At 63.8% G+C, this 25,729-nt stretch carries 17 protein-coding genes; 6 read left to right on the forward strand and 11 right to left on the reverse strand.

Annotated elements, in window-relative coordinates:
- Window positions 1-16 precede the first annotated feature (16 nt).
- The 4 genes from glgX (at window position 17) to glgB (ending at window position 10,084) form a co-directional block, all read left to right on the forward strand.
- Window positions 17-2,203 (forward strand): glycogen debranching protein GlgX, encoded by a 2,187-nt coding sequence (gene glgX / locus BC443_RS03930; protein ID WP_083387203.1) that lies wholly within the window; start codon window positions 17-19, stop codon window positions 2,201-2,203.
- A gap of 229 nt (window positions 2,204-2,432) precedes the next feature.
- Window positions 2,433-4,460: an alpha-1,4-glucan--maltose-1-phosphate maltosyltransferase gene (locus BC443_RS03935; RefSeq protein ID WP_083387204.1), complete on the forward strand. Its 2,028-nt coding sequence runs from the start codon at window positions 2,433-2,435 to the stop codon at window positions 4,458-4,460.
- 21 nt (window positions 4,461-4,481) lie between these two features.
- A complete protein-coding gene (treS, locus tag BC443_RS03940) occupies window positions 4,482-7,850 on the forward strand; it encodes a maltose alpha-D-glucosyltransferase (RefSeq protein WP_071230548.1) in 3,369 nt (1,122 codons plus the stop codon).
- Window positions 7,847-10,084, forward strand: a complete 2,238-nt coding sequence (gene glgB, locus BC443_RS03945; protein WP_071230549.1) for a 1,4-alpha-glucan branching protein GlgB — start codon at window positions 7,847-7,849, stop codon at window positions 10,082-10,084. Before treS ends, glgB begins: the two co-directional genes overlap by 4 nt.
- Here the strand turns inward: glgB and treF are convergent.
- A complete protein-coding gene (gene treF, locus BC443_RS03950; protein WP_071230550.1) occupies window positions 10,055-11,611 on the reverse strand; it encodes an alpha,alpha-trehalase TreF in 1,557 nt (518 codons plus the stop codon). The genes glgB and treF overlap by 30 nt on opposite strands.
- A gap of 156 nt (window positions 11,612-11,767) precedes the next feature.
- Complete coding sequence (locus BC443_RS03955) at window positions 11,768-12,532, reverse strand: 3-oxoacyl-ACP reductase family protein (RefSeq protein ID WP_071230551.1); 765 nt, start codon at window positions 12,530-12,532, stop codon at window positions 11,768-11,770.
- Window positions 12,533-12,756: 224 nt separating this feature from the next.
- Here BC443_RS03955 and BC443_RS03960 point away from each other — a divergent pair, with 224 nt between their 5' ends.
- Window positions 12,757-14,985: a mechanosensitive ion channel domain-containing protein gene (locus tag BC443_RS03960; RefSeq protein WP_244179804.1), complete on the forward strand. Its 2,229-nt coding sequence runs from the start codon at window positions 12,757-12,759 to the stop codon at window positions 14,983-14,985.
- 81 nt (window positions 14,986-15,066) lie between these two features.
- On the opposite strand, the gene BC443_RS03965 is transcribed toward BC443_RS03960, so the two are convergent.
- From BC443_RS03965 to BC443_RS03975, 3 genes are all read right to left on the reverse strand, one after another.
- Complete coding sequence (locus tag BC443_RS03965; RefSeq protein ID WP_071230610.1) at window positions 15,067-15,972, reverse strand: LysR substrate-binding domain-containing protein; 906 nt, start codon at window positions 15,970-15,972, stop codon at window positions 15,067-15,069.
- Between the two features lie 83 nt (window positions 15,973-16,055).
- A complete protein-coding gene (locus tag BC443_RS03970; RefSeq protein WP_071230553.1) occupies window positions 16,056-18,092 on the reverse strand; it encodes a CocE/NonD family hydrolase in 2,037 nt (678 codons plus the stop codon).
- Entirely contained in the window at window positions 18,089-19,657 is a 1,569-nt protein-coding gene (locus BC443_RS03975; RefSeq protein ID WP_071230554.1) for a BCCT family transporter, read from the reverse strand. Before BC443_RS03975 ends, BC443_RS03970 begins: the two co-directional genes overlap by 4 nt.
- A 207-nt stretch (window positions 19,658-19,864) precedes the next feature.
- Between BC443_RS03975 and BC443_RS03980 the strand changes: the two genes are divergently transcribed.
- Window positions 19,865-20,071: a DUF3820 family protein gene (locus BC443_RS03980; RefSeq protein WP_071230555.1), complete on the forward strand. Its 207-nt coding sequence runs from the start codon at window positions 19,865-19,867 to the stop codon at window positions 20,069-20,071.
- Between the two features lie 52 nt (window positions 20,072-20,123).
- Here the strand turns inward: BC443_RS03980 and BC443_RS03985 are convergent, their stop codons facing one another.
- The 6 genes from BC443_RS03985 to deoA form a co-directional block, all read right to left on the reverse strand.
- Window positions 20,124-20,531: a hypothetical protein gene (locus tag BC443_RS03985; RefSeq protein WP_071230556.1), complete on the reverse strand. Its 408-nt coding sequence runs from the start codon at window positions 20,529-20,531 to the stop codon at window positions 20,124-20,126.
- 73 nt (window positions 20,532-20,604) lie between these two features.
- Complete coding sequence (locus BC443_RS03990) at window positions 20,605-21,714, reverse strand: J domain-containing protein (RefSeq protein ID WP_071230557.1); 1,110 nt, start codon at window positions 21,712-21,714, stop codon at window positions 20,605-20,607.
- 166 nt (window positions 21,715-21,880) lie between these two features.
- Window positions 21,881-22,327 (reverse strand): cytidine deaminase, encoded by a 447-nt coding sequence (locus tag BC443_RS03995; protein ID WP_071230558.1) that lies wholly within the window; start codon window positions 22,325-22,327, stop codon window positions 21,881-21,883.
- Window positions 22,324-23,052 carry a purine-nucleoside phosphorylase gene (gene deoD / locus BC443_RS04000; protein ID WP_071230559.1) on the reverse strand — a complete coding sequence of 243 codons (729 nt, stop codon included), beginning with the start codon at window positions 23,050-23,052 and terminating at the stop codon, window positions 22,324-22,326. The genes BC443_RS03995 and deoD overlap by 4 nt, the downstream gene beginning before the upstream one ends.
- Before the next feature lies 1 nt (window position 23,053).
- The gene (locus tag BC443_RS04005; protein WP_071230560.1) at window positions 23,054-24,310 is read right to left on the reverse strand and encodes a phosphopentomutase; all 1,257 of its coding nucleotides are present in this window, start codon (window positions 24,308-24,310) and stop codon (window positions 23,054-23,056) included.
- 47 nt (window positions 24,311-24,357) lie between these two features.
- The gene (gene deoA / locus BC443_RS04010; RefSeq protein WP_071230561.1) at window positions 24,358-25,716 is read right to left on the reverse strand and encodes a thymidine phosphorylase; all 1,359 of its coding nucleotides are present in this window, start codon (window positions 25,714-25,716) and stop codon (window positions 24,358-24,360) included.
- Between the last annotated feature and the right edge of the window lie 13 nt (window positions 25,717-25,729).

Below are 25,729 nucleotides of genomic sequence, written 5' to 3' on the forward strand. Positions count from 1 at the left end.
ATTGGGAGAGCAGGACATGAGTGACATGGGATTGGGCCGTGAAGCGGCAATGGGTCATATCGTCCAGGAAGCGAGCTTGTCGCGCTCGCGGATTCGAGAAGGCTTGCCCTATCCGTTGGGGGCAACCTGGGATGGGCTCGGGGTCAATTTCGCACTGTTTTCGGCGAATGCGACGCGAGTCGAACTTTGCCTGTTCGATGAAACCGGAAAGGAAGAAGTGGAGCGGGTCGTTTTGCCGGAGTATACCGACGAGGTCTGGCACGGTTATCTGCCGGACGCTCACCCCGGCCAACTCTATGGTTATCGGGTTCATGGTCCCTATGATCCGGAAGCGGGGCATCGCTTCAATCCCAACAAGTTGTTGATCGACCCTTATGCCAAGCAATTGGTGGGTGAGCTGATCTGGGACGATGCACTCTATGGCTACACCATCGGCCATGAGGATGACGACCTCAGCTTCGACGAGCGAGATAGTGCTCCGTTCATGCCGCGTTGTCGGGTCATCGATCCGGCGTTCACCTGGGGGCGCTCCAGTGAGATTCGGGTGCCGTGGAGCGACACCGTCATCTACGAGACGCACGTACGCGGTTACACCATGCGTCACCCGGATGTGCCGAAAGCGCTGCGTGGCACGTTCTCCGGCCTCGCCGTACCGGAGGTGATCGAGTATCTCGGTGACCTTGGTATCTCCTCTCTGGAGCTGATGCCGATCCACGCTTTTGCCGATGATCGTCATCTGCAGGAAAAGGGACTGCACAACTACTGGGGCTATAACACGCTGGCATTCTTCGCCCCTCATCCGAACTACATGGCCAGCGAGTCGATCAGTGAGTTCAAGCAGATGGTGGCGCGTTTTCACGCTGCGGGTATCGAAGTTCTGCTCGACGTGGTCTACAACCACACGGCGGAAGGCAACGAGATGGGGCCGACGTTATCGTTCAGGGGAATCGACAATGCCTCCTATTACCGCCTGATGCCGGAAGAGCCGCGCTTCTATATCAACGATACCGGTACCGGCAATACGCTGAACCTGTCGCATCCTCGGGTACTGCAGATGGTCACCGACTCCTTACGCTACTGGGCCGATGAGATGCGTGTCGACGGTTTCCGTTTCGATCTGGCGACGATTCTCGGACGCGAGGCCGAAGGTTTCGACGAAGGCGGCGGTTTCCTCGATTCCTGCCGGCAGGACCCGTTGCTGTCGCAGTGCAAGCTGATCGCCGAACCCTGGGATTGCGGGCCTGGCGGCTATCAGGTCGGCAAGTTTCCGCCTGGTTGGGCAGAGTGGAACGACCGGTTCCGCGATGACATGCGGGGATTCTGGCGTGGCGACGAAGGCAAGCTGCCGGCCTTCGCCAACCGTCTGACGGCCTCGGCCGACCTGTTCAATCACCGGGGGCGCAAGGCCTTTTCGTCGATCAACTTCATCACCGCCCACGACGGCTTCACGCTGCGTGACCTGGTCAGCTACAGCGACAAGCACAACGAGGCCAACGGCGAGGACAATCAGGACGGCCATGACCACAACGTTTCCTGGAATCACGGGACCGAAGGCGAGACCGACGATCCCGAGATTCGGGAATTGCGTATGCGCCAGATGCGCAACCTGCTGGCAACGCTAATGCTCTCGCAGGGAACGCCGATGCTGTTGGCCGGCGACGAATTCGGCCGCACGCAGGGCGGCAACAACAATGCCTATTGTCAGGATGGTGAAATCGGTTGGGTCGATTGGGATTTCTCTGATGAAGGTCGGGAGCTACTGGCTTTCACCCGGTATCTGATCAGTTTGCGCCGCCATTATCCGATCCTGGAGCGCGGGCGCTTCATGACCGGAGAGCTGAACGAGAATCTGGGCATCAAGGATGTCACCTGGCTCACGCCGGCAGCTGAAGAGATGGGCGTGGAGCATTGGCATGATGGAGAGGTCAAGGCGATTGGGGTGGTCCTCAATGGCCACGCACAGCCCACTGGTATCTGTCGTTATGGCTCCGACGTAACGGTTTTTCTTGCTCTCAATGCCGGAGATCAGGATATCGACTTCGTATTGCCGGACGTGCCTGGTGGTAGCGAATGGCGTAGACGTGTCGAGACCTTCGATCCGGGCGCTGCCAACGTACGTTGCCCGATGCAGAGCGATTATCAGGTCAAGGCCCGAAGTCTTTCACTTTTCGAACTCATCGAAGTGGAGGCTCCGTATTGTTGATCATCTGGAGCCTGCGAGGCAGCAGGTCGCCTATGGCTGACAGTGGCTCTCGCCCATCACGGACAGATGAGGCTTTTCACTCCGGCGCCTGTCATGACAGGGCTTTGCGACAGGGCCGGATCATTCGTCCACGAGAGCAGTAATGAAAGCAGTGATATAGCGCGACATTGCCGTCCGGGACGGCAATGCCGGAACAGCAACTCCACCCCAAGGATGGAAGGAGGCGCCAATGGTTACGCGCTCATCGCCGTATCAGACGCCGGATGCGTCATCATCGTCGGGAGACGAAAGCGCCCACGCGGCAGCGCATTCACCGCGTATCGCCATCGAGGCCGTGCAGCCCTCGCTGGAACAAGGGCGTTTCGCAGCCAAGGCGATCGCCGGTCGACCCGTGACCGTCTCCGCGGTGATCTTCGCCGACGGTCACGATGTGCTGGCCGCTGCCGTGAACTGGTGCGATGACCAGGGCCAGCACCGCCGCGAACCGATGCACCTCATGCGTCCGCTGGGCAAGGATCTCTGGGAAGCGGCGTTCACCCCCACGCGGGTCGGTCGGCATACCTTCGTGATCGAGGCGTGGTGGGATGTGTTCGGCACCTACCGCGACGAGCTGTTCAAGAAGCATCAGGCCGGCGTTCCGGTCGGGCTCGAACTCGAGGAAGGGCGGCGTCTGCTGGTGGCCGCTGCCGAGCGGATGGAAGGCGAGGCGCGCGAAGCACTGGAAAACATTCATGAACGTTTCCAGGCCTGTGACAGCGACGGCGAGCGGGTCGGCATCATGCTCGACACGCGGACCGCCCAGTGGATGCATGCCGCCGATGCCCGGCCGCACCTGACGCGCAGCAACTCGGTCTACCCGCTCGAGGTGGAACGCCGGGGGGCCCAGTTCGCCAGCTGGTACGAGCTGTTCCCGCGTTCGGAAACCGACGACCCCAACCGTCACGGTACTTTCGGCGATGTCCACAAGCGCTTGCCGATGATTCGCGACATGGGCTTCGACGTGCTCTATTTCCCGCCCATACATCCGGTGGGCCGCGCCCACCGCAAGGGCCGCAACAACACCCTCCAGGCCGGCCCGGACGATCCCGGCAGCCCCTATGCCATCGGAAGCCAGGAGGGCGGCCACGAGGCGATCCATCCCGAACTCGGCACGCGCGAGGATTTTCGCGCCCTGGTCCAGGCCGCTGCCGAGCACGGCCTGGAGATCGCGCTGGATTTCGCTATCCAGTGCTCGCCGGATCACCCCTGGCTCCAGGAGCATCCCGGCTGGTTCTCGTGGCGGCCGGATGGCTCGATCCGTTACGCCGAGAATCCGCCCAAGAAATACCAGGACATCGTCAACGTCGACTTTTATGCCGAGGACGCGGTGCCCTCGCTGTGGTTGGCACTGCGCGACGTGGTGCAGGGCTGGGTGGACGAAGGGGTGAAGATCTTCCGCGTCGATAACCCCCACACCAAGCCGCTGCCGTTCTGGGAGTGGCTGATCGCCGACATCCGCGCGCGCGACCCGGGGGTGCTGTTCCTCGCCGAGGCGTTCACGCGGCCGGCGATGATGAAGCGCCTGGGCAAGATCGGCTTCAACATGAGCTACACCTACTTCACCTGGCGCAATACCAAGGCCGAACTGACCGACTACCTGACCGAGCTCAACGAATCGCCGATGCGCGAGTGCTACCGGCCCAACTTCTTCGTCAACACGCCGGACATCAACCCCTACTTCCTGCAGTCTTCCGGCCGTCCCGGGTTTCTGATCCGCGCCGCACTGGCCACCATGGGCTCCGGGCTGTGGGGCATGTATTCCGGCTTCGAGCTGTGCGAGGGCGAGCCGGTGCCGGGCAAGGAGGAGTATCTCGATTCGGAGAAGTACCAGATCAAGCCGCGCGACTATACCGCGCCCGGCAACATCAGCTACGAGATCGCCCAGCTCAATCGTATTCGCCGCGAGAATCCGGCGCTGCAGACCCATCTCGGGGTTGCCTTCTATCCGGCATACAACGAGCGCCTGCTCTACTTCGGCAAGCGCACCGACGATCTGGGCAATTTCGTTCTGGTGATGATCAATCTCGATCCGTTCGAAGCCCAGGAAGGGGCCTTCGAGCTGCCGCTGTGGGAGTTCGCGCTTCCCGACGATGCGGCCCTGCACGTGGAAGACTTGATGTCCGGTCATCGCTGGACATGGCAGGGCAAGTGGCAGTCGATGCGGCTGGAACCATGGCACTTGCCATTCGCCATCTGGCGCATCCACCCGGTGCGCTGATCAGCCAAGGAGGAAGGCACCATGATGGATGCCAGCAGCGAGTCGCACGCCGTCGAGACCATCGATTTTCTCGAGGATCCGCTATGGTACAAGGACGCCGTCATCTACCAGGTACACGTCAAGTCGTTCTTCGATGCCAACGATGACGGAATCGGCGACTTCCAGGGGCTGATCGACAAGCTGGACTACATCGTCAGCCTGGGCGTGAACGCTATCTGGATCCTGCCGTTCTACCCATCGCCGCGCCGCGATGACGGCTATGACATTGCCGAGTACACCGGCGTCAGCCCCGACTACGGCACGCTCGAGGATGCCCAGCGTTTCATCGAACAGGCGCACAAGCGCGGCCTGCGAGTGATCACCGAACTGGTCATCAACCACACCTCGGATCAGCACGAGTGGTTCCAGCGCGCCCGCCGCGCGCCGCCGGGCTCGCCGGAGCGCGACTTCTACGTGTGGTCGGACAGCGATCAGAAATATCCCGGCACGCGGATCATCTTTCTCGATACCGAATCGTCCAACTGGACCTGGGACCCGGTGGCGGGTGCCTACTTCTGGCACCGTTTCTATTCCCATCAGCCGGATTTGAACTTCGACAATCCGCAGGTGCTCGACGAAGTGCTCAAGGTGATGGCGTACTGGCTGGACATGGGAGTCGACGGCCTGCGCCTGGATGCGATTCCCTATCTGGTCGAGCGCGAAGGCACCAACAACGAGAACCTGCCCGAGACGCACGAGGTGCTCAAGAAGATCCGGGCGGTGATCGACGAGCGCTACCCCGATCGCATGCTGCTGGCCGAGGCCAACCAGTGGCCCGAGGACACGCGGCCCTACTTTGGCGGCAACGAGAGCGGCGAGGGCGACGAATGTCACATGGCGTTCCATTTCCCGCTGATGCCGCGCATGTACATGGCATTGGCCCAGGAGGATCGCTTTCCGATCACCGACATCCTGCGTCAGACGCCGGAGATCCCCCCCAATTGTCAGTGGGCGATCTTCCTGCGCAACCATGACGAGCTGACCCTCGAGATGGTCACCGACAAGGAGCGCGACTATCTCTGGAACCACTACGCCGCCGATCGCCGCGCGCGCATCAACTTAGGCATCCGCCGGCGCCTGGCGCCGCTGCTCGAACGCGATCGCCGACGGATCGAACTGCTCAACAGCCTGCTGCTGTCGATGCCGGGCACGCCGGTACTCTATTACGGCGACGAGATCGGCATGGGCGACAACATCTATCTGGGCGATCGCGATGGCGTGCGCACGCCGATGCAGTGGTCGATGGATCGCAATGGCGGCTTCTCGCGGGCCGATCCGGCCAAGCTGGTGCTACCGTCGGTCATGGATCCGTTGTACGGCTTCCAGGCGGTCAACGTCGAAGCCCAGACCCGCGATCCGCACTCGCTGCTCAACAGCATGCGACGCCTGCTGGCGGTGCGCAGTCAGCATCGTGTATTCAGCCGCGGCACCATGCAGCCGCTCTATCCGGCCAACCGGCATATCCTCGCCTACCTGCGCGAGCTGGTGCTCGACAATGGCGAGAGCGAAGTGTTGTTGTGCGTCGCCAACGTGGCACGCAACGCTCAGGCGGTGGAGCTCGACCTGTCGTCATTTGCCGGCCAGGTGCCGGTGGAGATGGTCGGTGGCAGCGCCTTCCCGCCGATCGGCAAGCTGTCGTATCTGCTGACATTGCCGCCCTACGGCTTCTACTGGTTCCTGCTGGCGCCCGAGACGGCGATGCCCGCCTGGCACGTGCCGGCGCCCGAGGCGATGCCGGATTACGTCACGCTGATCGTCAAGCGTCATCTGGAAGAGATCCTCGACGCCCCGTCGCGCGGCATGCTCGAGCACGAAGCGCTGCCCAAGTACCTGCCCAAGCGGCGCTGGTTTGCCGCCAAGCAGTCGCGGATCGACCGGGTACACATCCTTTATGCCGTGCGCATCGAGGATACTCGGCACTCCATGCTGCTAAGCGAGATCGAGGTTCAGCACTCGCAGGGTAGCGATCGCTATCTGCTGCCGCTGGGCTTTCTCGGCGAGGACGATCGCAGCGGTGCCGTGGCTCAGCAGCTCGCCTTGGCGCGGGTGCGTCGCGGGCGCGATGTCGGCCTGTTGACCGATGCGCTCGGGCTGGATGCCTTCGCGCTGCGCATTCTCGACCTGCTGCGTAGCGGGGCGAGCCTGCCTTGCGCCGACGGCGAGATCCGCTTCGTGCCGACGCCGGCGCTTGACGAGCTGGAACTGCCCGAGGATGTCGATGTCGCCCACAACAACGTCGAGCAGTCCAACAGCTCGGTGATCATCGGCCACCAGGTGGTACTCAAGCTGTTCCGGCGTCTGGAGCCCGGCGTGCATCCCGAGGCCGAGTTCGGTCGCTACCTGAGCGAACAGGGTTTCGAGAACGTGCCGCCATTGTATGGCGAGGTGGCGCGCCGCAACGCCGCTGGCGAAGCCCAGACCCTGATGCTGGTGCAGGGCTTCATCGCCAACCAGGGCGATGCTTGGTCATGGACACGCAACGCGCTCGAACGGGCGATTCGAGAGGCGGGCGAGGAGAGCGAGTCCAGTACCGAAGAGAGTGGCTACAGTGCCTTCGACGAACTCGAGGGATTCGCCACGACCCTGGGCCAGCGCCTGGGCGAGCTGCATCGGGTGCTGGCGTCGCCGAGCGATAACCCCGACTTCGCACCGGAACTGGCTGATAAAACGCATGTGACCGCCTGGACGCAGCGAGTCCGCGAGCAGATCGAGAAAGCGCTCGACCTGCTGGCGCGCCACAAGGGCAATGCCAGTGAAGCCGACCAGGCACTGGCCGACCGGGTGCTGGCCGAGCGCGATGCGCTGATGTCCGCCGTCGAGCCGCTGGCGCAGCGCGCCAGGGGGAGTCTGCTCACGCGTATCCATGGCGATCTGCACCTCGGTCAGGTGCTGGTGGCCCACGACGATGCCTACATCATCGACTTCGAAGGTGAACCCGCCCGCTCGCTGGAAGAACGACGCGCCAAGGACTGCCCTTTGCGCGACGTCGCCGGCATGCTGCGCTCCTTCGACTATGCTGGCGCCAAGATGGACGAAGCCGCTGTCGGCAAGTCGAGCGACGAGAGTGTCAGCGAGGTGACTCATGATGTCGCCGAGCGCTACCTGATTGCCAGTCGTCGTGCCTTCCTTGAGGCCTATTGGCAGAGTACCGCCGATATCGCCCACCGCTGGACTTCCCCGGAAGGCGCTGATGCCGCACTGGAACTGTTCGTGCTGGAAAAGACGGTCTACGAGATCGCCTACGAAGCTGCCAATCGCCCCGCCTGGCTGGGCGTGCCGCTGCGCGGCCTGGCAGCCATCGTCGACCAATTGTCCACGAGCGAACAACTGTCCAAGAGAGAGTCACAATGACCGATCTGAACGTCACTACCGTCAAGGACGACGCCCTCTGGTTGTCCGCCGATGATGCCGAGGCGCTGGTTCGGGGTAGCCACGGCAACCCGTTTTCCGTGCTCGGCGTGCATGCCTGTGGCGAGGAGAGTGAGGAAACCTGTCTGCTGCGGGTCTACCTGCCCGGTGCGTTGGGTGTGGATGTGCTCGACCGTGATACCGGCGAGCGTCGTTGCAGCCTGACGGGCATCCAGAAGCCCGGGCTGTTTGCCGGCAGGTTGCCGCATGTTGCGCCGTATAAACTGCGCATCCGCTGGCCAGGCGGCGAGCAGGAAACCGAGGATCCCTACTCGTTCGACCTGCTGCTCGGCGAGATGGATCTTTACCTGATTGGCGAGGGCAATCACCGTAACCTGGGGCACTGCCTGGGCGCCCAGTCGATGGAAATCGATGGCGTGTCCGGGGTGCGCTTCGCCGTCTGGGCGCCCAATGCTCGGCGTGTCTCGGTGGTGGGCAACTTCAATGGCTGGGACGGCCGGCGGCATGTGATGCGCCTGCGTCATCCCGCCGGGGTCTGGGAGCTGTTCATACCCCGCCTGGGGCCGGGCGAAGCCTACAAATACGAGATTCTCGATGCCCACGGCACCCTCGCGCTCAAGGCCGACCCGGTGGCGCTGGCCACCGAGACGCCGCCGCACACCTCATCGGTGGTCGCCGATACCACGCCGTTCACCTGGCACGATGCCGAGTGGATCGCCCATCGCGGCGATCATCAGGCGCCCGACCGGCCGATCTCCGTCTATGAAGTGCATGCCGCCTCGTGGCGCAAGCATGGCGGGCACGACGGCGTCACCTATAGCTGGCGCGACCTGACCGAACACCTGATCCCCTACGTGCTCGGGATGGGGTTCACCCACGTCGAATTGCTGCCGATCATGGAACATCCCTTCGGCGGCTCCTGGGGCTACCAGCCACTAAGCCAGTTCGCGCCCAGCGGGCGTTTTGGCAAGCCCGAGGACTTCGCCTACTTCGTGGATGCCTGCCACCAGGCTGGCCTTGGGGTGATCCTCGACTGGGTGCCGGCGCACTTTCCTACCGACCCGCATGGTCTGGCGCGCTTCGATGGCACGGCACTCTACGAGTACGAGCATCCTTTCGAGGGCTTCCACCAGGACTGGAACACCTACATCTACAACCTGGGACGGCGCGAGGTGCACGGCTTCATGCTGGCCTCGGCGCTGTACTGGCTGCGCCATTTCCACATCGATGCGCTTCGCGTCGATGCCGTGGCCTCGATGCTGTATCGCAACTACTCGCGCAACGAGGGCGAGTGGATTCCCAATCAATACGGCGGCCAGGAGAATCTCGAGGCGATCGAATTCCTGCGCCATTTGAACGACGTGGTCGCGGAGGAGGTGCCTGGCGCGGTGGTGATCGCCGAGGAATCCACCGCCTGGCCGGGCGTGACCCAGCCAACCCGTGATGGCGGCCTGGGCTTTGCCTACAAATGGAACATGGGCTGGATGCACGACACCCTGGAGTACATCGCCAAGGATCCGGTCTATCGCTCGTATGCCCATCACGAACTGACCTTTCCGATGGTCTACGCGTTCTCCGAAAAGTACGTGCTGCCGATCTCGCATGACGAGGTGGTGCACGGCAAGGGGTCGCTGATCAACAAGATGCCGGGCGACGAATGGCAGCGGTTCGCCAACCTGCGCGCCTACCTGTCGATCATGTGGACCCAGCCCGGCAAGAAGCTCTTGTTCATGGGCTGCGAGTTCGGTCAGTGGCGCGAATGGAATCACGACCGCGAGCTCGACTGGTCGCTGCTCGGCGAGTCTCACCATGCCGGCATCCAGCGCCTGATCGGCGATCTCAACCGGCTCTATCAGGAGAAGACGCCGCTGCATCAGCGCGACACCGAGCCGGAGGGCTTCGCCTGGGTGGTGGGCGACGACAGCACCAACAGCGTATTCGCCTGGCTGCGCTGGAACCTGATCGGCGAGCCGCTGCTGGTGGTGGCCAACATGACCCCGGTGCCGCGCCACGATTATCGGCTCGGCGTGCCGGTCATGGGCGCCTGGGAGGAGATATTCAATAGCGACGCGCAGTGCTATGGCGGATCCAACCTGGGCAACATGGGGCAGATCCAGGCCCTCGATGCGCCGCTGCACGGGCAGACGGCCAGTATTTCGCTGACGCTACCGCCGCTGGGGGTGGTGTTACTCGTGCCCGGCGCGTCGGGCGAGTAACGCCCGGGTTACGCCGTTGGTCCAGGCAAAGCCGTCCTGCAGCGGATATTCGCCGCCGGTAGCGAAATCCGCGCCCGGGTAGAGCACGTACTTTTCGACCAGCTTGTGTTCGCGGCGATAGAGATCCTCGACCAGGGCCAGCCAGCGGTCGGCGATGTCGTCGGCGAGTTCGGTGAATCCGTAGCGCCGCAGCCCTTCGGTCGCCATCCACTGTAGCGGTGCCCAGCCGTTGGGATGGTCCCACTGCTGGTGACTATCGGTGATCTCCGTGGTGGCGAGTCCGCCTGGCGCCATGAGGCGGTTGGCGACGATATTGGCAACCCGCTCTGCCTGTGCTTCGGAGGCTGCGCCGACGAACAGCGGGACGACGCAGGCGGCCGTCAGGTGAACGCTACTGCGGCCGCGCGTGAAATCGTAGTCATAGTAGGCGCCTCGCGAATCGCTCCATAGATACTCATCCATGGCGGCCCGCCGGCGAAGGGCTCGACGTCGAAAGTTTCCCGCCTTGCGATGGTCGCCAACGATGGCATGGAGACGTTCCAGTGTCTGCTCGAGGTGAAACAGCAGGGCATTGAGCTCCGGCGTAACGAAGTGAGTCGTGCGGATCGAGCCGAGATTCTGCACGTCGTCCAGCCAGCGACCGCTGAAGTCCCAACCAGTTTCCGCGCCGGCGCGGAGATTGCGATAGAGCTGCTCCGCTGGGCGATCCGAGCCTTGGGCCAACTCGTAGTCCTCGCGGTAAGACTCCTCCCGCGGCGTGGCGCGGTCGTCCCAGTGGCGATTCAGCCAGGCCGCCTCGTCTAGACGGACGCAGCGTCGGTGAGATTCTCCGGGCGACAGCCTCTCTTCGCCATTCATCCAGAAGGCATACTCCCGCTCCAGTTGAGGCAAGTAGTCGACGGCGTTCCGCAAGCCCTGACGTTCGGTCAGCTCGACCATCATCGAGAACAGCGGCGGCTGGGAGCGGCTCAGGTAGTAACTGCGGTTGCCGTTGGGCATGTGGCCGTAGCGCGAGATCAGGTCGGCACAGTTATCGGTGACGGCGCACATCAGGTGATTTTCACCGCTGGCAGCCAAGCCCAGCATGGTGAAGTAGGAATCCCAGTAGTAGTACTCGCGGAAGCGTCCACCGGGGACGACATAGTCATGGCACAGTTCGAGCAGCGACGACCAGCGCGGGTGCTGGCGGGAATTGCGGGTGAGGATGGGCCAGAGACTATCGATATGCGTGACCAGGTCGTGCTCGGGGCGGGACTCGTAGCCCTTGCCGGGGAGCATGTCACTGTAGAAATGATCGGCCACGAAGGCTCTCAGATCGAATCCTGGCCGGTTTCGCTGCTGCTCGTAGGCCTCCATGATCTGCGCGGGTGGCAGCTGCGGGATGCAGTCGGCAAACGTCTTGGAATCATGAAAGATATGGGCAAGAGCGACCGCTTCGAACAACTCCCCGTAACGGTCATAAGGCGTGACCGCCGCTTCGTCTATGGATTCAGCGTCTTCGAACTTCACCTGAATACTGTCGAGCATGCCTTTTCCTGTGTGACGAACACATTGTCGGTGGCGAAAATATTATCTCTGACAAAGCCTTGTCGATCGCGAAACATGGGCGATGTCAAAAGCATTAACGATGGCAAAAGCATTGACGATGCAAAAAACATTATCGATGGCAAAACAGCGGCACCATCATTCCTCATATTGCCATAGCAGGCCACCATCTACCGGCAGCGATGCCCCAGTCATGTAGTCGGCGTCGTCCGAGGCCAGGAATTCGACCACGCCGGCCACGTCTTCGGGTCGGCCCAGCCGGTTGAGCGGAATGTTGCCAAGCAGATGGCGCAGCTTCTCCGGATCTTCGTCGAGTGCCGAATTGATCGGTGTCTTGATCGCGCCGGGCGCCACGCTGTTGACCGTGATCCCGAGCGGCGCCAGCTCGACGGCCAGGTTGCGGGTCAGCATGCGCATGCCGCCCTTGCTCATGCAATAGCTGGTAAAGCCTGGAAACGGCAGATCCTCATGCACCGAACTCATGTTGATCACGCGGCCGCCGCGGCCTTCGTCACGCAGATGGCGAACGAAGGCCTGGGTCGTGAAGAAGACGCCTTTCAGATTGGTCTGCATGACCTTGTCATAGTCAGCCTCGTCGAGGTCCAGAAAAGGGGAGTCGATCTCCAGGCCGGCGTTGTTGACCAGGATATCCAGCCGGCCCATGGCCTCGACGCTCTCATCGATCAGGCGCCGGTTGGTCTCGACATCGCCGATGTCACCGGTGACGATCGCGGCTCTTCGGCCGTGGGCGCGAACGCGCGCTGCGGTTTCCTCGGCGCGCTCGGAAGGACGGCTGCCGCTGACGACTACATCGGCGCCGGCCTGGGCGAGTCGTTCGGCGACGGCACGGCCGATGCCCTGGGTGCTGCCGGTGACCAGGGCCACCTTGCCTGAAAGGCGCATGTTGCTCTCCTTGCGTAGGAATCCTTGCGTGACACTTCGATCGAGGCGCGCCGACGTTTCAGATAACACCCAGAGAGGGCTTCTGTCAGACGCGTCTGTTGAAGATAGAGCAGCATCGAGGTCAGGACCAAAATCGGTTTGGCGTTGTCGTGACTCCCCTTGGATAGCATGATGTCCGACGACAAGCCATCGAAGGCTCGATAGGCATGCAGACAGGAGTCACCGTGAGCGGATTGAGACAGTTGGGATGGATGTGGGTGCTGGCCCTGACGTTGATGATCAGTCTGCCGGCATCGGCGCAGTCCTTGACATCACTGGTGGGCGGCGGTCAGAGCAGCGAGCCGAGTGCGGCATCGGCGCCGTCTCCGCAAGAGCTGCGCACTTCCCTCGATCAGATCATCGCCACACTCGAAAACAGCGACCAGCGCCAGGCCTTGCTTGACCATCTCAAGCAATTGCGCGACGTCACCGCGGCGGATACCGAACAGGCGAGCGGTTCGGCCGGGCTATTGGGCGCACTGGCGCAATCGTTTTCATCGCTGGAGACGGACGGGCTCGACAACCCGATTCGGTACTGGTCGGCGCGGGCCAGCCAGGCGGGCAAGGATGTGTCGGGGCTGCTCGACGATCCTCGGCGGTTGCAGGGCATCCTGCTGGACCTGCTGTGGGTGACGGGATTGTGGGTCGGCGTGACGTTGCTGATCGCCATGCTCTGGCGCTGGGCGGTGCGTCAGTTTGGGTTGCCCTGGCACTTGCCCGAGGATCCGACGACCTGGATGCTGATCCGCCACATCATCCGGCGCGTGGTGCCATTGGCCATCGGCTTCGCCGTCGCGCTGACGACCGTCCATCAGGTCGAATCCGCATCGGTGGGTATCGCTCTGGCCATGGTCGCGGCCTACGCCACGCTTTGCGGGGCGGTCTTCTCTTCGGTCTGTGAAATCGTCTTCTCGCTGTTCGGCAACGGCCATCGACACACGGCGCTGCGCATATTGCGCCAGCGTGGCGCCCGCTGGTTGTTCGCGCTTGGCGCGCTGGTCGCGCTGGGCGATGCCGCGCATGCCGAGGCGCTGGTAGTGCCACTGGGCGAAGGGCTGACGGCGCTCGTTGCGCTGGTTGCCAATGTCTGCGCCGCCCTGCTGCTGGGCATCTTCGTCATGGTGTTCCGGCGCCCCATCCGGCATCTGATTCGCAACCGACCCTACTCGCAGCGTCAGGAACGTCGTGCGACGACGGAACTGATCCGTGCGTTCAGCCGGATCTGGCACATCCCGATTCTGATCATGGTGGGAGTCTCGCTGATCGCGATGATCCTGTCCGCTGAGGATTCGCGCAGCGCGTTCTTCCGGGCGATCGTGACCGCGGGTCTCATGATCGCGACGCTGGTCGTCACCGGGCTGATTCATCGGCGCGGCGAGAACGCCCGGGAGAAATCCTCATCGGAGTATGCGTCACGGCTGGTGCGCTTCGGTTTCACGCTGGCCCACCTGGTGAGCTGGGTAATCTTCGCCGAACTGGCGATGCGGGTCTGGGGTTCGTCGCTCTGGGCCGTAGGCGGCTCGGCGGGTATCGGCCAGCAGATCGCCAAGGGCGTCTTCGGCCTGGGGATGACGTTCCTGGTGGCGTGGCTGGTGTGGATTCTGGCCGATACCGCGATCAAGCACGCGCTGTTGCGCAGCAGCCGCCGCCATGGTCGTCGGGCCAATGCCAGTGCCCGCGCCCAGACCATCACGCCGCTGTTGCGCAACACCGTCTTCGTGACCATCGCGGTGATCGCTTTCATCATTGCACTGGCGAACCTGGGCGTGAACGTGACGCCGCTGCTGGCGGGTGCCGGTGTCATCGGTCTGGCAGTCGGTTTCGGCGCCCAGACGCTGGTCCAGGATCTCATTACCGGGCTGTTCATCCTGATCGAGGACTCCCTGGCGATCGACGACTTCGTCAACCTGGGATCGCACATGGGTACGGTCGAGGCGCTGAGTATCCGTACCGTCAAATTGCGCGACCTGGACGGTATCGTGCATATCATTCCGTTCAGCCAGATCCAGGGAATTCAGAACTACTCCCGGGAATTCGGTATCGCGTTGATGCGAATCCGTATCGCCCATCACATGAAGATCGACGAGGCGATCGAGATCGTGCGCGGGATCGCCGAGGACCTGCGCAACGACCCGATGATGCGCCACTACATCTGGTCCGCGCTGGAGGTCCAGGGGATCGAGAGCTTCGATGCCGGCGCGGCCATCCTGCGGGTTCGCATGCGTACGGCGCCGATCATGCAGTGGGACGTGGCGCGTGCCTTCAATTTGCGTCTCAAGCAGCGCTTCGACGAGCAGGGCATCGACCTGGCCATGCCGCGAATGAGCGTGGTGATGGAACAGGCGCCGGTGGCTGCCGGCAGCACCGGGCCAAGAGAATCGGTGACGGCACCGGGCGCGCCGGATCCGCAATGACCGGTGGGCCAGACAGCCCGAGGCAGATAGTTCAAGACAGACAGTCCGGCAGCCGTTCATAGCGATTGGCCGTACGGCGGGCTAGCGCAGCACCCACTCCCGGAAGGCGCGCATCGGTTCGGTCAGGTGCCGGTGTTCGGGCGTGAAGAGAGAGAGGCGGCCGCGGCTGGGCAAGGTTTGCGGCAGTGCCTGGACCAGGGTTCCCTGATCCAGCTCGGCCGCCAGCAGCCGCATCCAGCCCAGCGTGATGCCTTGGCCCGCCAGTGTCGCGTTCATCAACAACTGGAAGCTGTTGGCCCGCAGCGTGTGAACGGGCGGCTGCCACGCCAGGCCGAGTTCCCGGAACCAGAGCTCCCAGGTCAGCCAGTCGTGATAGTGATCCTCGACCACCATCAGCGTGTGCCGGGTGAGCAGCGCCGCCGGGTCCAGGATCTGTCCATGGCGTTCCAGATAGACCGGGCTGCAGACGGCGGCGACGCTCTCCTGCTCGAAGATGGCATCGGCGTAAACCCCGGGCGGGTCCACCTCGTTGTGCACGTGGTAGTAGATACCGAGGTCGAACTCCGCCAGATCCAGCCGGTGCGGGTCCTCGACGGTCAGGATGCGAATTTCGATATCGGGATGGGCGCGCTGGAAGTCGGGCAACTGACGCGCCAGCCAGATCGAGGCGATGGTCGGGCTGGACGCCAGGGTCAGCTGGCGATCGTCGCCACGCCGGCGCAGGCGGGCCGTTTCGTCACGCAGATCACGCAGCAGCCGCTGAACGACGCGAAAGTAGTGTTCACCCGCCGGGGTCAAACGCAGCCCATCGTAGTGGCGCTCGAAGAGCGGTCTGCCGAGGTCGCTCTCCAGGCGCTTGATCTGCCGGCTGACGGCGCTCTGGGTCAGGTGCAGTTCGCTGCCGGCCTGAGTGAAGCTGCCATGGCGCGCGGCCGCTTCGAAAGCGCGAAGGCAGGAGAGTGGCGGGAGGGGATCACGCGAGGGCATGCAGGCATCCGGAGCCATGGGATCACGGCTCCGGAGCATAACACGGGAGGCTCCGATACCGGCCTCCGCGGGGCCTTTCACCGTCAGATCGCCGTCCGCGGAATCTCCCGCGTCCAGGACTTCTCGCTGACCAGCGTCTCGCCCTCGTGGGCGATCTGCTCGGCGCTGAGATAGAACGTCTGTTCGTCGCAGTGCAGGTGGTAGCGACTGGTGACTTCTACCGCGAACTGCGCTTCTTTATCGCCATGGCCTTCGTCGCGGCTGGCGCGGTAGACCCACTCGATATCAGCACGGGTCCGCGTGGCGTCGGTCGGGTGGCTGGTATAGATTTCCTTCGCCTTCTGCTCGACGCGCAGGCCGTGATCGGCGAAGCGGATATCGCCCATGTCGTCCTCGACGGTCACCGTGACCTCGCCGCTGCCGACATCCTCGCTGATGGTGCGCTTGGGCTGACCGGCACGCAGGGTGTCGACCCGGCAGGGCGTGGCGCTCTCCGGCGGCTCGAACGGCATGGGTACGTATTCCGCCTTGCAGATCGGCAGCGACAGCGTCGGCGTGCCGGCCTTGAGGATGAGGTCGGCGCGTTTCTTCGGCGACCACACCAGCGGAAAGCTGGCACTGGAGAGCGCCACGCGCAGGCGATGCCCCTCGGGCAGGCGGTAGCCGATCAGGTCCAGCGCCATGCGTATCTGTATTGGCTCGCCCGGTACCGGCGGGGCGATCGTGCCCGGATCGTCTCGCAAGTTGAGGTTGAGCGTGGCGTAGCTGATCAGCGCGCTCTCGCCGCTCGGCGCCACGTCGCACAGGCGCACGTGCAACTGGCCGCAATCCTCGGCACTCGTCAGCGTGGCGGTGAGTGTGGGCTGGCCGAGGATATCGAGACCGTAGAGATAGGGCTCGGAGTCGAAGGTCAGCGCCAGGCCGTCGTCGCGGCGCTGATCGGGCGGGAAGTCCGCGCCGAACCACAGTGGAATGTATTCTCCCTGCAGCGAGCCGGCGGTGAGCGGGGAGGCGATCGCGCGGTCCTGGCTCAATCGGCCGTTCGGCGTCAGACCGGTGTCGCCCAGCGCAAGCGACCACTCTTCGACCTCATCCGCCGGCGCGGGCCAGCCACGGGTGTGAACCCACCGGCCGGGGCGCTCCAGATACCTGGGCGCCGGCGGCACGCCATCCTGCAGGTAGAAGGTGCACTCGGGCTCGTCCATGATTCCGGTGTCGATGTCCTTGAGCCAGTAGTCCCACCAGCGCAGCGCCTCCTGCAGGAAGCCGATGGCGGGATCGGGAATCGCGAAGTGCGGGTACTTGTGCATCCACGGCCCCAGCAGCGCCTTTTTCGGGCAGGAGAGATTCTCCATCATCCGCGGGATCGTATTGATGTACGAATCCCCCCAGCCGCTGATCATGTAGACCGCTGCCTCGATATCTTCGTAGCTCTCGCAGATCGAGCCATGCTTCCAGTAGTCGTCCCGGTGCTGATGCGTGAGCCAGGGATCCATCAGCAGCGGCATGTGGTCGAGCCGGTGCTTCCACATCTCGCGCCAGCGTTCGCCCACCAGCGCCGGGTCGGGCACGGCGGCGGAAAAGCTCAGCATGGTCGCCGCCCAGCCGAGATTCTCCAGCAGCATGTTGCCGCCCTTGTAGTGGATGTCGTCGGCGTAGCGGTCGTCGGTGGAGCACAGCGTGATGATCGCCTTGAGCGGTTCGGGGCGCAGCGCCGCCACCTGCAGGCCGTTGAAGCCGCCCCAGGAGATGCCCATCATGCCCAGCTTGCCGTTGCACCAGGGCTGGCTGGCGATCCAGTCGATCACTTCCAGCGCGTCGACCTGCTCCTGCGGGGCGTACTCGTCGAGCATCAGCCCGTCGGATTCACCGTTGCCGCGCATGTCGACACGCACGCAGGCGTAGCCGTGACCGGCAAAATAGGGATGGGTCAGCTCGTCGCGCACCGCCGTGCCATCCCGCTTGCGGTAGGGCAGGTATTCGAGGATCGCCGGCACCGGAGTCGCTTCGGCATTCTCGGGTAACCAGATTCTGGCGGCCAGGCGGGTGCCGTCGGTCAGCACGATCCATTGGTTCTCGATTTCACGCACGCGGTGCGGAAAGTCCTGTTTGATCTTCATGCGTCATCCTTGGCTGCGCGGGAGGAAGTTGAGCGTGTCGGCACGGCATCCAGCCGTTCGGGATGCTTGAGCCAGACCCACAGCGAGCCGGTAGCCAGCAGCACGATCAGCATGGCGGGCAACCCGCCCAGGTTGGAGAGCATCTTGATACCGTCGATGCCGACGAAGCTGACCATCACCCAGGAGACCATGCCGACGATCACGCCCCAGATCACCTTCATCGGCACGCCGGCATTGAGATCGGAGTCCGCCGTCAGGCCGCGAGTGCAGAGGTTGCCGATGGCGTCGGTCTGCGAATCCGCCGCGGTGACGTAGGAGATGTAGGCGATGAACAGCAGCAGCGGAATCCACACCTCGGAGAACGGCAACTGGCGGAACAGCTCGTAGAGCACGTTTTCGACGCCGCGATCGTTGAGTACGGCATAGAGATCGACGCCGGCAGTGTCGGCGTGAGCCTGAAAGTAGAGCGCGGTACCGGAGAAGATCAGTATCCACACGCTGGCGAACAGCGCCGGGTAGAGCAGATTGACGCGCAGGAACTCGCGCACGGTGTAACCCCGCGAGATCTTGCCCAGGAACAGCGCCGCCACCGGCGCCCAGGCGAACCAGACCGCCCAGTAGAAGATCGACCACCACTGCGGCCACGGATCGTTCCCAGCAGCGCCGGTGAACAGGCTTTTGGTGAAGAAGTTGTCGAGATAGACACCGAACGATTCGACGCCCAGCGCCAGGCAGAACACCGTCGGCCCGACGATGAACATGAACACGCCGAGAATCGCGAGCAGAATGGCGTTCAGCGACGACAGCCGGGCGATCCCCTTCTGCAGGCCGCTGGCGGCGGACAGCACGAAGGTCACCACGATGATGGCGATGATCACGCCGAGTCGCAGCGGGCTGGTCTCGCCGCCGAGATATTGACCCGCGCCGCCGGCCAGGGTCAGTGCGCCGGTCCCCAGCGACGAGGCCATGCCGGCCACCAGCGCATAAAGCGAGATGGCGTCGATCAGACCGCCGAAGCGCTTTACCTTGGGGCCGAAGATCGGCTCCAGCATGCTCGAGATCGAGAAGCGCAGGCGCAGGTTATAGAAGGCCAGCGCGAAGATCAGCGCCGGGACGGCGTAGATCGCGTAGGGCGTGAACGACCAGTGCAGGAACATGGTCGACATCGCGAACAGAATGGCATCGCCGGAGCCGGCTTCGAGCCCGGCGGACTCGGGCGGGGCCATGAAGTGGTAGAGCGGCTCGGCGGTGGTCCAGAACAGCACGCCCACGGCCAGGGTGGTACACAGCGTGATCGAGAACCAGCGCAGGCGGGAGAGTAAAGGCGTGGCATCCCGGCCGCCGATACGAATGCGTCCGACCGGCGAAAAATAGACGACGACGGCCATGATCAGCAGGTAGAGGCTGCCCAGGCTGAATAGCCATGAAAAGTTGGTCAGAACGGCGTCGTTGAGCGCGCTGGCAGTGGCCAGAAACGCATCCAGATCGACATAGCTGGCGATCACCGCGGCCAGCAGTATCAGAAAGGTCGGCCAGAATACCAGCGGCCGGAGTGAAGTTTGCATTCCCGTCTCCCGTTATCGTTATCGTAGGCGCCGATGCGCAGCGCTCATGGCGGTATAACCTAACGTCCTTCGTACCTGCTTGGGCAAACGGCTTCTGGGAATGAGGATATGCGTCCAGTGCATGGCTGGGCTGACATGATTGGCCGCATGGCTCGGCGCTGGCGCCATCCGTGTAGAATGGCGCGCAATGTCACGAGAGGAGGCGAGATGGAGTCTGAAGACCTCAAGAAGCTGATCACCCGCAAGATGCCGTTCGGCAAGTACGAAGGATGGTTGATCGCCGATCTCCCCGGCCCCTATCTCAACTGGTTCGCCCGCGAAGGCTTTCCCTATGGCGAGATCGGGCGCCTGCTGGCGCTGATGCAGGAGATCGATCACAACGGCTTGAGCCCGCTGCTCGAGCCGTTGCGCTGAAGAGCCCGGGGCAGGACGTGTGCCCGCACAGCCAGGTACCGTCGGCCGGTCGCTAGCTCATCCAGCGTCCGGCGACATGCGCGGCAATCAACCCGACCACGACGGCCAGAACGAGCCAGCCCCGGCGGCGCCAGCGTGTCTGGTGATTTCCCAGCGCCATTTCCAGCTGCCGCGCCAGCAGTTCATGGCGAACCACGATGCGTTGCGGCAAGACGGAAAAATCGTTGGCGGCGTCTCCCTGCCAGTGGGGCGCATGGGTCATGCCCAGGCCCGCCCGCAGCCTGCCGAGATCGCCCAGCAGGTCATGGAGGTCGTCGTAGGCTTCCCGATGTGTCGCCTCTCCCAGCGCGCTCAGCGCATCCGCTTTCAGGGTACGGTTGTTGCAGCGCTGCGCGGCGCGAATGATGGTATCGGCAGGGGCGTCCTTGCTGACGCCGAGGCGGCGATAGAGATCTCGCATATCGTGTTGGACCGTCCTCGTCAGGGAATCGTCGTTGGAGCGTCGTCAGGGAGTCGTCGTTGGAGCGTCATCGTTAAAGGGTCGTCATCAGATAGTCGTAGGCGTTCTTGATGCGCTGGAAGCGCTGCGAGGCCAGCGAGATGCGCAGCTCGCTCTGGCCATGAAAGCGATCGGGATGATGGCGCTGCGCCAGGCGACGATAGGCTCGCTTGATCTCGGTGGGCGACGCGTTCTCGTCGAGTTCCAGCACTTGTAGCGCCAGGCGGATCCGGTAGTGGGGTCGCGCCGCTCCTGCGGTCTGCTGCTGTTGTTTCTGTTCCTGTTGTTTCTGTTCCTGTTGTTTCTGTTCTTGTTGCTGCTGGCGCCATCGTTCCCGCCGGTAGGCCTCCTCCCGCTCCGCCTGTTCCCGGCGCCGGCTTTCGGCCTCGCGCTCCTGCTCCTGGCGCCTGGTCTCTTCCTCGCGCGCTTGTCGTTGACGTTCCTGCGCTTGACGCGCTTCCGCCTGATGTCGGCTCTTGGCCTGGCGACGCAGACGGATTCGTTCCTGGCGCAGCTGCCGCCGCTGCGCCCGGGCCGCGCTGGCGCGTAGCCGCCAGCCTCGCCAGCAACGAATCTTCGGCGCGAGCTCGGCGGTTTCTCCATCGTTGTTTCCGTCGGCTTCGCTTGTGTCCCTGTCGGTTCTGTTTGTCTCCTGATCCGCCGCCGCTTCGGGGTTGTCCTCCCGATGCCAATAAGCCAGGCGGCTGGGGTCGTCCGGTGCCTTCAGCGGACGCCCCGTCACCTCGCGAAACAGACGGGCGAAATCGCCCGGCGTCGCGCCGGAAAGATCGGCGAGAAAGCGCAGGATGTGATGATTTCGCAGGCTCGGTTCGCCCTCGCTGGTGGCGAGGCCGATCGCACGGCGCAGAAAGGGGTGCGACTGCTCATCGACGTGTTCGCGCAGCACGACTTCGGCCGCCAGCTGGATGGCCGTCAGATCGGTCCGGGCGATCGTCAGCAGCGTTTCCAGATCATGGGAGTGACGAAAGCCGTTGGCCAGCGCTTCGAGATAACGCTGGTCCTCGGCAAGCACGACGCGCTTGTTGACGTATACCCACGTCAGCAGCAACAGGGATGCAGTATCGGGCGGATAACGACTTTTCAGCAGCAGGAGCTCGAAAGCGGAAAAGCGCGCGGGGGCCATCGACGAATCCAGGCGGAGAAAGGGTTGTTGTCATTTGTTGGACCCGAGTATACCCAAACTCGATGACGAGTCGTCACCGTTGTGCTTTTCCTTCTTCGCGTCTGCTTCTGCGCCTTCTCTTATCGCTTCTTCTGCCTGCTGCTGCTGCTTCCCGGGCTAGCGGGCGTCAACGCGTTGTCGCCATGCCCGAGGTCCTGTTCAGGTTCTCCGGGCCGAAGGAGTCGGGCAGCAGTTCGTCCATGGTGTAGTGCTTGAGCGGAGCGCCTTCGCCGTCGAGCACGATGATTTCGGTTTCCGGCGTGGCGAATTCGCGGATTCGCTGGCGGCAGTCGCCGCAGGGCGTACAGAGATGTTCGCCGGGGCCGATGACGTAGATCGTGCGGATCTGTCGTTCCCCGCTGGAGACCAGGCCGGCGATGGCGCTGGCCTCGGCGCAGAGTCCCTTGTAGTTGGCGCTTTCGACGTTGCAGCCGGCGTAGGTCTTGCCGCTCTCGCTGATCAGCACGGCGCCGACGGGATGGTCGGAGTAGGGCACGTAGGCGTGATCGCGGACGTTCAGTGCCGTCTGGCGGATCTCGTCGGGAACCCGGATATCGTTCGTCGTCTTGCTCATCGTTTCGCTTCCTCGTCGTCGCGCAACAGACCTTCCAGTGTGATCGCCATCATCTCGGAAAAGCCGGTCTGCCGGGCCTGGGAGTCGAGCGCTTCCCCCTTGAGAATATGGTCGGAAACGGTGCAGACCGTCAGCGCGCGGGCACCGAATTCGGCGGCAACGCCGTACAGGCCGGCGGCTTCCATCTCGACGCCGAGAATGCCGTGGCGCTTCATGCTCTGGAAGAATTCGATGTCCGGGGTGTAGAACAGATCGGCGGAGAAAAGATTGCCGACCTTGACCTTCGTACCGCGTTCACGCGCCGCCTCGACGGCATGACGGGTCAGGTCGAAATCGGCGATGGCGGCGAAGTCGTGGCCGTTGAATCGCGCCCGGTTGACGCCGGAATCGGTGCACGCTCCCATGCCGATGACGATGTCGTTGACCGCGACGTCGTCGCGTACCGCGCCGCAGGAACCGACCCGCACCAGCCGCTCGACGCCGTACTCGGTGATCAGCTCCTTGGCGTAGATCGACAGCGACGGAATCCCCATGCCGCTGCCCATCACCGAGATCTTGCGCCCCCGGTAGGTGCCGGTGAAGCCGAGCATGTTGCGCACGCGATTGACGCACCGGGCGTCTTCGAGAAACGTCTCGGCGATGAACTGGGCACGCAGCGGATCGCCGGGCATCAGTACGGTATCGGCGAAGTCGCCCGGCTGGGCTTCGATATGGGGAGTGGGCATCTCACGGGTCTCCGTTGTCGGGGGTGTCTTTCAGCAGGGACCGTCCGTATTCCATCGGCGACAGGCCGAGATACTCGGCCAGCGTCTGGCCAATGTCGGCATAGGTCTCGCGGCGGCCGTAGCTGCCGGGCGCCAGCACGTCGCCGGCGATCAGAACGGGCACCTGCTCGCGGGTGTGATCGGTGCCGCTCCAGGTCGGGTCGTTGCCGTGGTCGGCGGTCAGGATCAACAGGTCGCCGGGTTCCAGCTTCGCGATGATCTCCGGCAGGCGGCGGTCGAACGCTTCCAGCGCACTGGCGTAGCCTTCCGGGTCGCGGCGGTGACCGTAGAGGGTGTCGAAGTCGACGAAGTTGGTCATTACCAGTGTCTGTTTATTCGCCACTGAACGCTCGGCGGCCTCGTCGATGGCAGATAGCGTGGCGTCGAACAGGGCATCGTGACCGTGGGCCTTGATCACTTTCGAGATGCCACAGTGGGCGTAGATGTCGCCGATCTTGCCCACGCCGAGCACCTTGCCGCCGTCGTCATGCAGCTTCTGCAACACGGTGGGCGTCGGCGGCTCGATGGCATAGTCGCGGCGGTTGCCGGTACGTTCGAAGGTCTCGGGGGTCTCGCCAACGAAGGGGCGGGCGATGACACGGCCGATGTTGTAGGGCATCAGCAGTTCGCGGGCGATCTCGCAGAGCCGATAGAGGCGGTCGAGGCCGAAATGGGTCTCGTGGGCGGCGATCTGGAAGACCGAGTCCGCCGAGGTGTAGACGATCGGCTTGCCGCTCTTGATATGCGCCTCGCCCAGCGCTTCGAGGATCGGCATGCCTGACGCCTGGCAGTTGCCGAGCACGCCGGGCAGGTCGGCGCGCTCAATCAATGCTTCCAGCAGGTCGGATGGAAAGCTGTTCTCGCGTTCGTGGAAGTAGCCCCATTCGAACAGCGCCGGGACGCCGGCGATCTCCCAGTGGCCGGAGGGCGTGTCCTTGCCGGAGGAGATCTCGCTGGCGCAGGCGTAAGCCCCTTCGACGACCTCGGGAACGTCGACGCCTGTCGCCCAGTCGCCGGTGCTCAGGTGGTGGGCGTGATAGAGCCCGAGACGAGCCAGGTTGGGTAGTTGGAGCGGGCGGCCGGCATCGGCGCGATAGCGGGCGATATGGCCGAGCGTGTCCGAGCCGGCATCGCTCGAGCTGGCATCGCCATAGTCGGCGGCGTCCGGCGCGTTGCCGATGCCGAAGGAATCGAGAACCAGCAAAATGGCGCGTTTCATGTCGTTTCTCCCGTGCATGTCGCGTTCTTGTCCGTCTCTCGTCTCGGTCATGCCGACTGGCCTTCGCGCAGGGTGGCATGGACCAGCGGCGGGATGGCGACGTCGTCCGTCTCGCTCAAGGTAAAGGCGCGACGCAGACGCTGGGTGACGGCTTCGGCATCGGCCCGTTCGGCGGCATGGATGCGCAGCAGCGGCTGGCCCGGTTCGACTCGCTGGCCGAGCGCGGCGATGTGCGACAGGCCGACCCGATGATCGATGGCATCGCCCGCGTTGCGCCGGCCACCGCCCAGTTCGACCACGCCGAGACCGAGCGAACGCGTGTCGATGGCGCTGATGCATCCCGCCCGGTCGGCGTCGAGATCGATGGTGATCGGCGCGGTGGCGAGGTGGTCTTCGGGGCGTTCCGCCAGATCGGCGGGGCCGCCGAGCCCGTGGACCATGCGCGAGAAGCGCTCCAGCGCCTCGCCGGAATCGAGCGCGCGGTCGAGGCGGGCTTCGGCGTCTTCGGTATCGCTGGCGATGCCGGATTGAAGCAGCATCTCCGCCGCCAGCGGTCGGGTGACCCGGTAGAGGCGACTATTCCTGCCTTCGCCACGCTCTTCATTGCGTCCGTCGCCACGCAGCAATCGTAGCGCCTCGAAGACTTCCAGCGAATTGCCGGCGCAGTCGGCCAGCGGCTGGTTCATGTCGGTCAGAAGCACGCTGGTCTTGGTACCCGCGCCGCAGCCGATCGCGACGATCGCCTCGGCGAGTTCGCGGGAGGCCTCCTCGGTGGGCATGAAGGCGCCACTGCCGACCTTGACGTCCATCACCAGCGTCTCGAGGCCGCAGGCCAGCTTCTTGCCCAGGATCGAGGCGACGATCAGCGGGATCGACTCCACCGTGGCAGTGACGTCGCGCACGCCATAGAGGCGCTTGTCGGCCGGCGCCAGCGATCCGGTCTGGCCGATGATCGCGACGCCGACGTCCTTCACCAGCCGGCGGAAGGTCTCGTCGCTGGGGGTGACGTCGTAGCCGGGGATCGACTCGAGCTTGTCCAGCGTGCCACCGGTGTGGCCCAGGCCGCGCCCGGAGACCATCGGCACGTGACCGCCGCAGGCAGCGACCCATGGCCCCAGCACCAGCGACACCAGATCGCCGACGCCTCCGGTGGAGTGCTTGTCGAGCACCGGACCGGCAAGATCGAGATCGTCCCAGCGCATCACCTGGCCGGAATCCCGAATCGACTCCGTCAATGCGACGGCCTCGTCCCGGTTCATGCCGTTGAGATAGACGGCCATGGCGAAGGCGCCGATCTGCGCATCGCCGATACTGCCGTCGGCGATGCCCCGCATGACCAGATCGAGCATCTGGCGATTGAGCGTCTGACCATCGCGTTTACGACGAATGATTTCCTGGGTCAGCATGATATGGGTCCGC

Origin of the sequence: Salinicola sp. MIT1003 (assembly GCF_001858555.1) — a bacterium.
GTDB classification, from domain to species: Bacteria; Pseudomonadota; Gammaproteobacteria; order Pseudomonadales; family Halomonadaceae; genus Salinicola; species Salinicola salarius.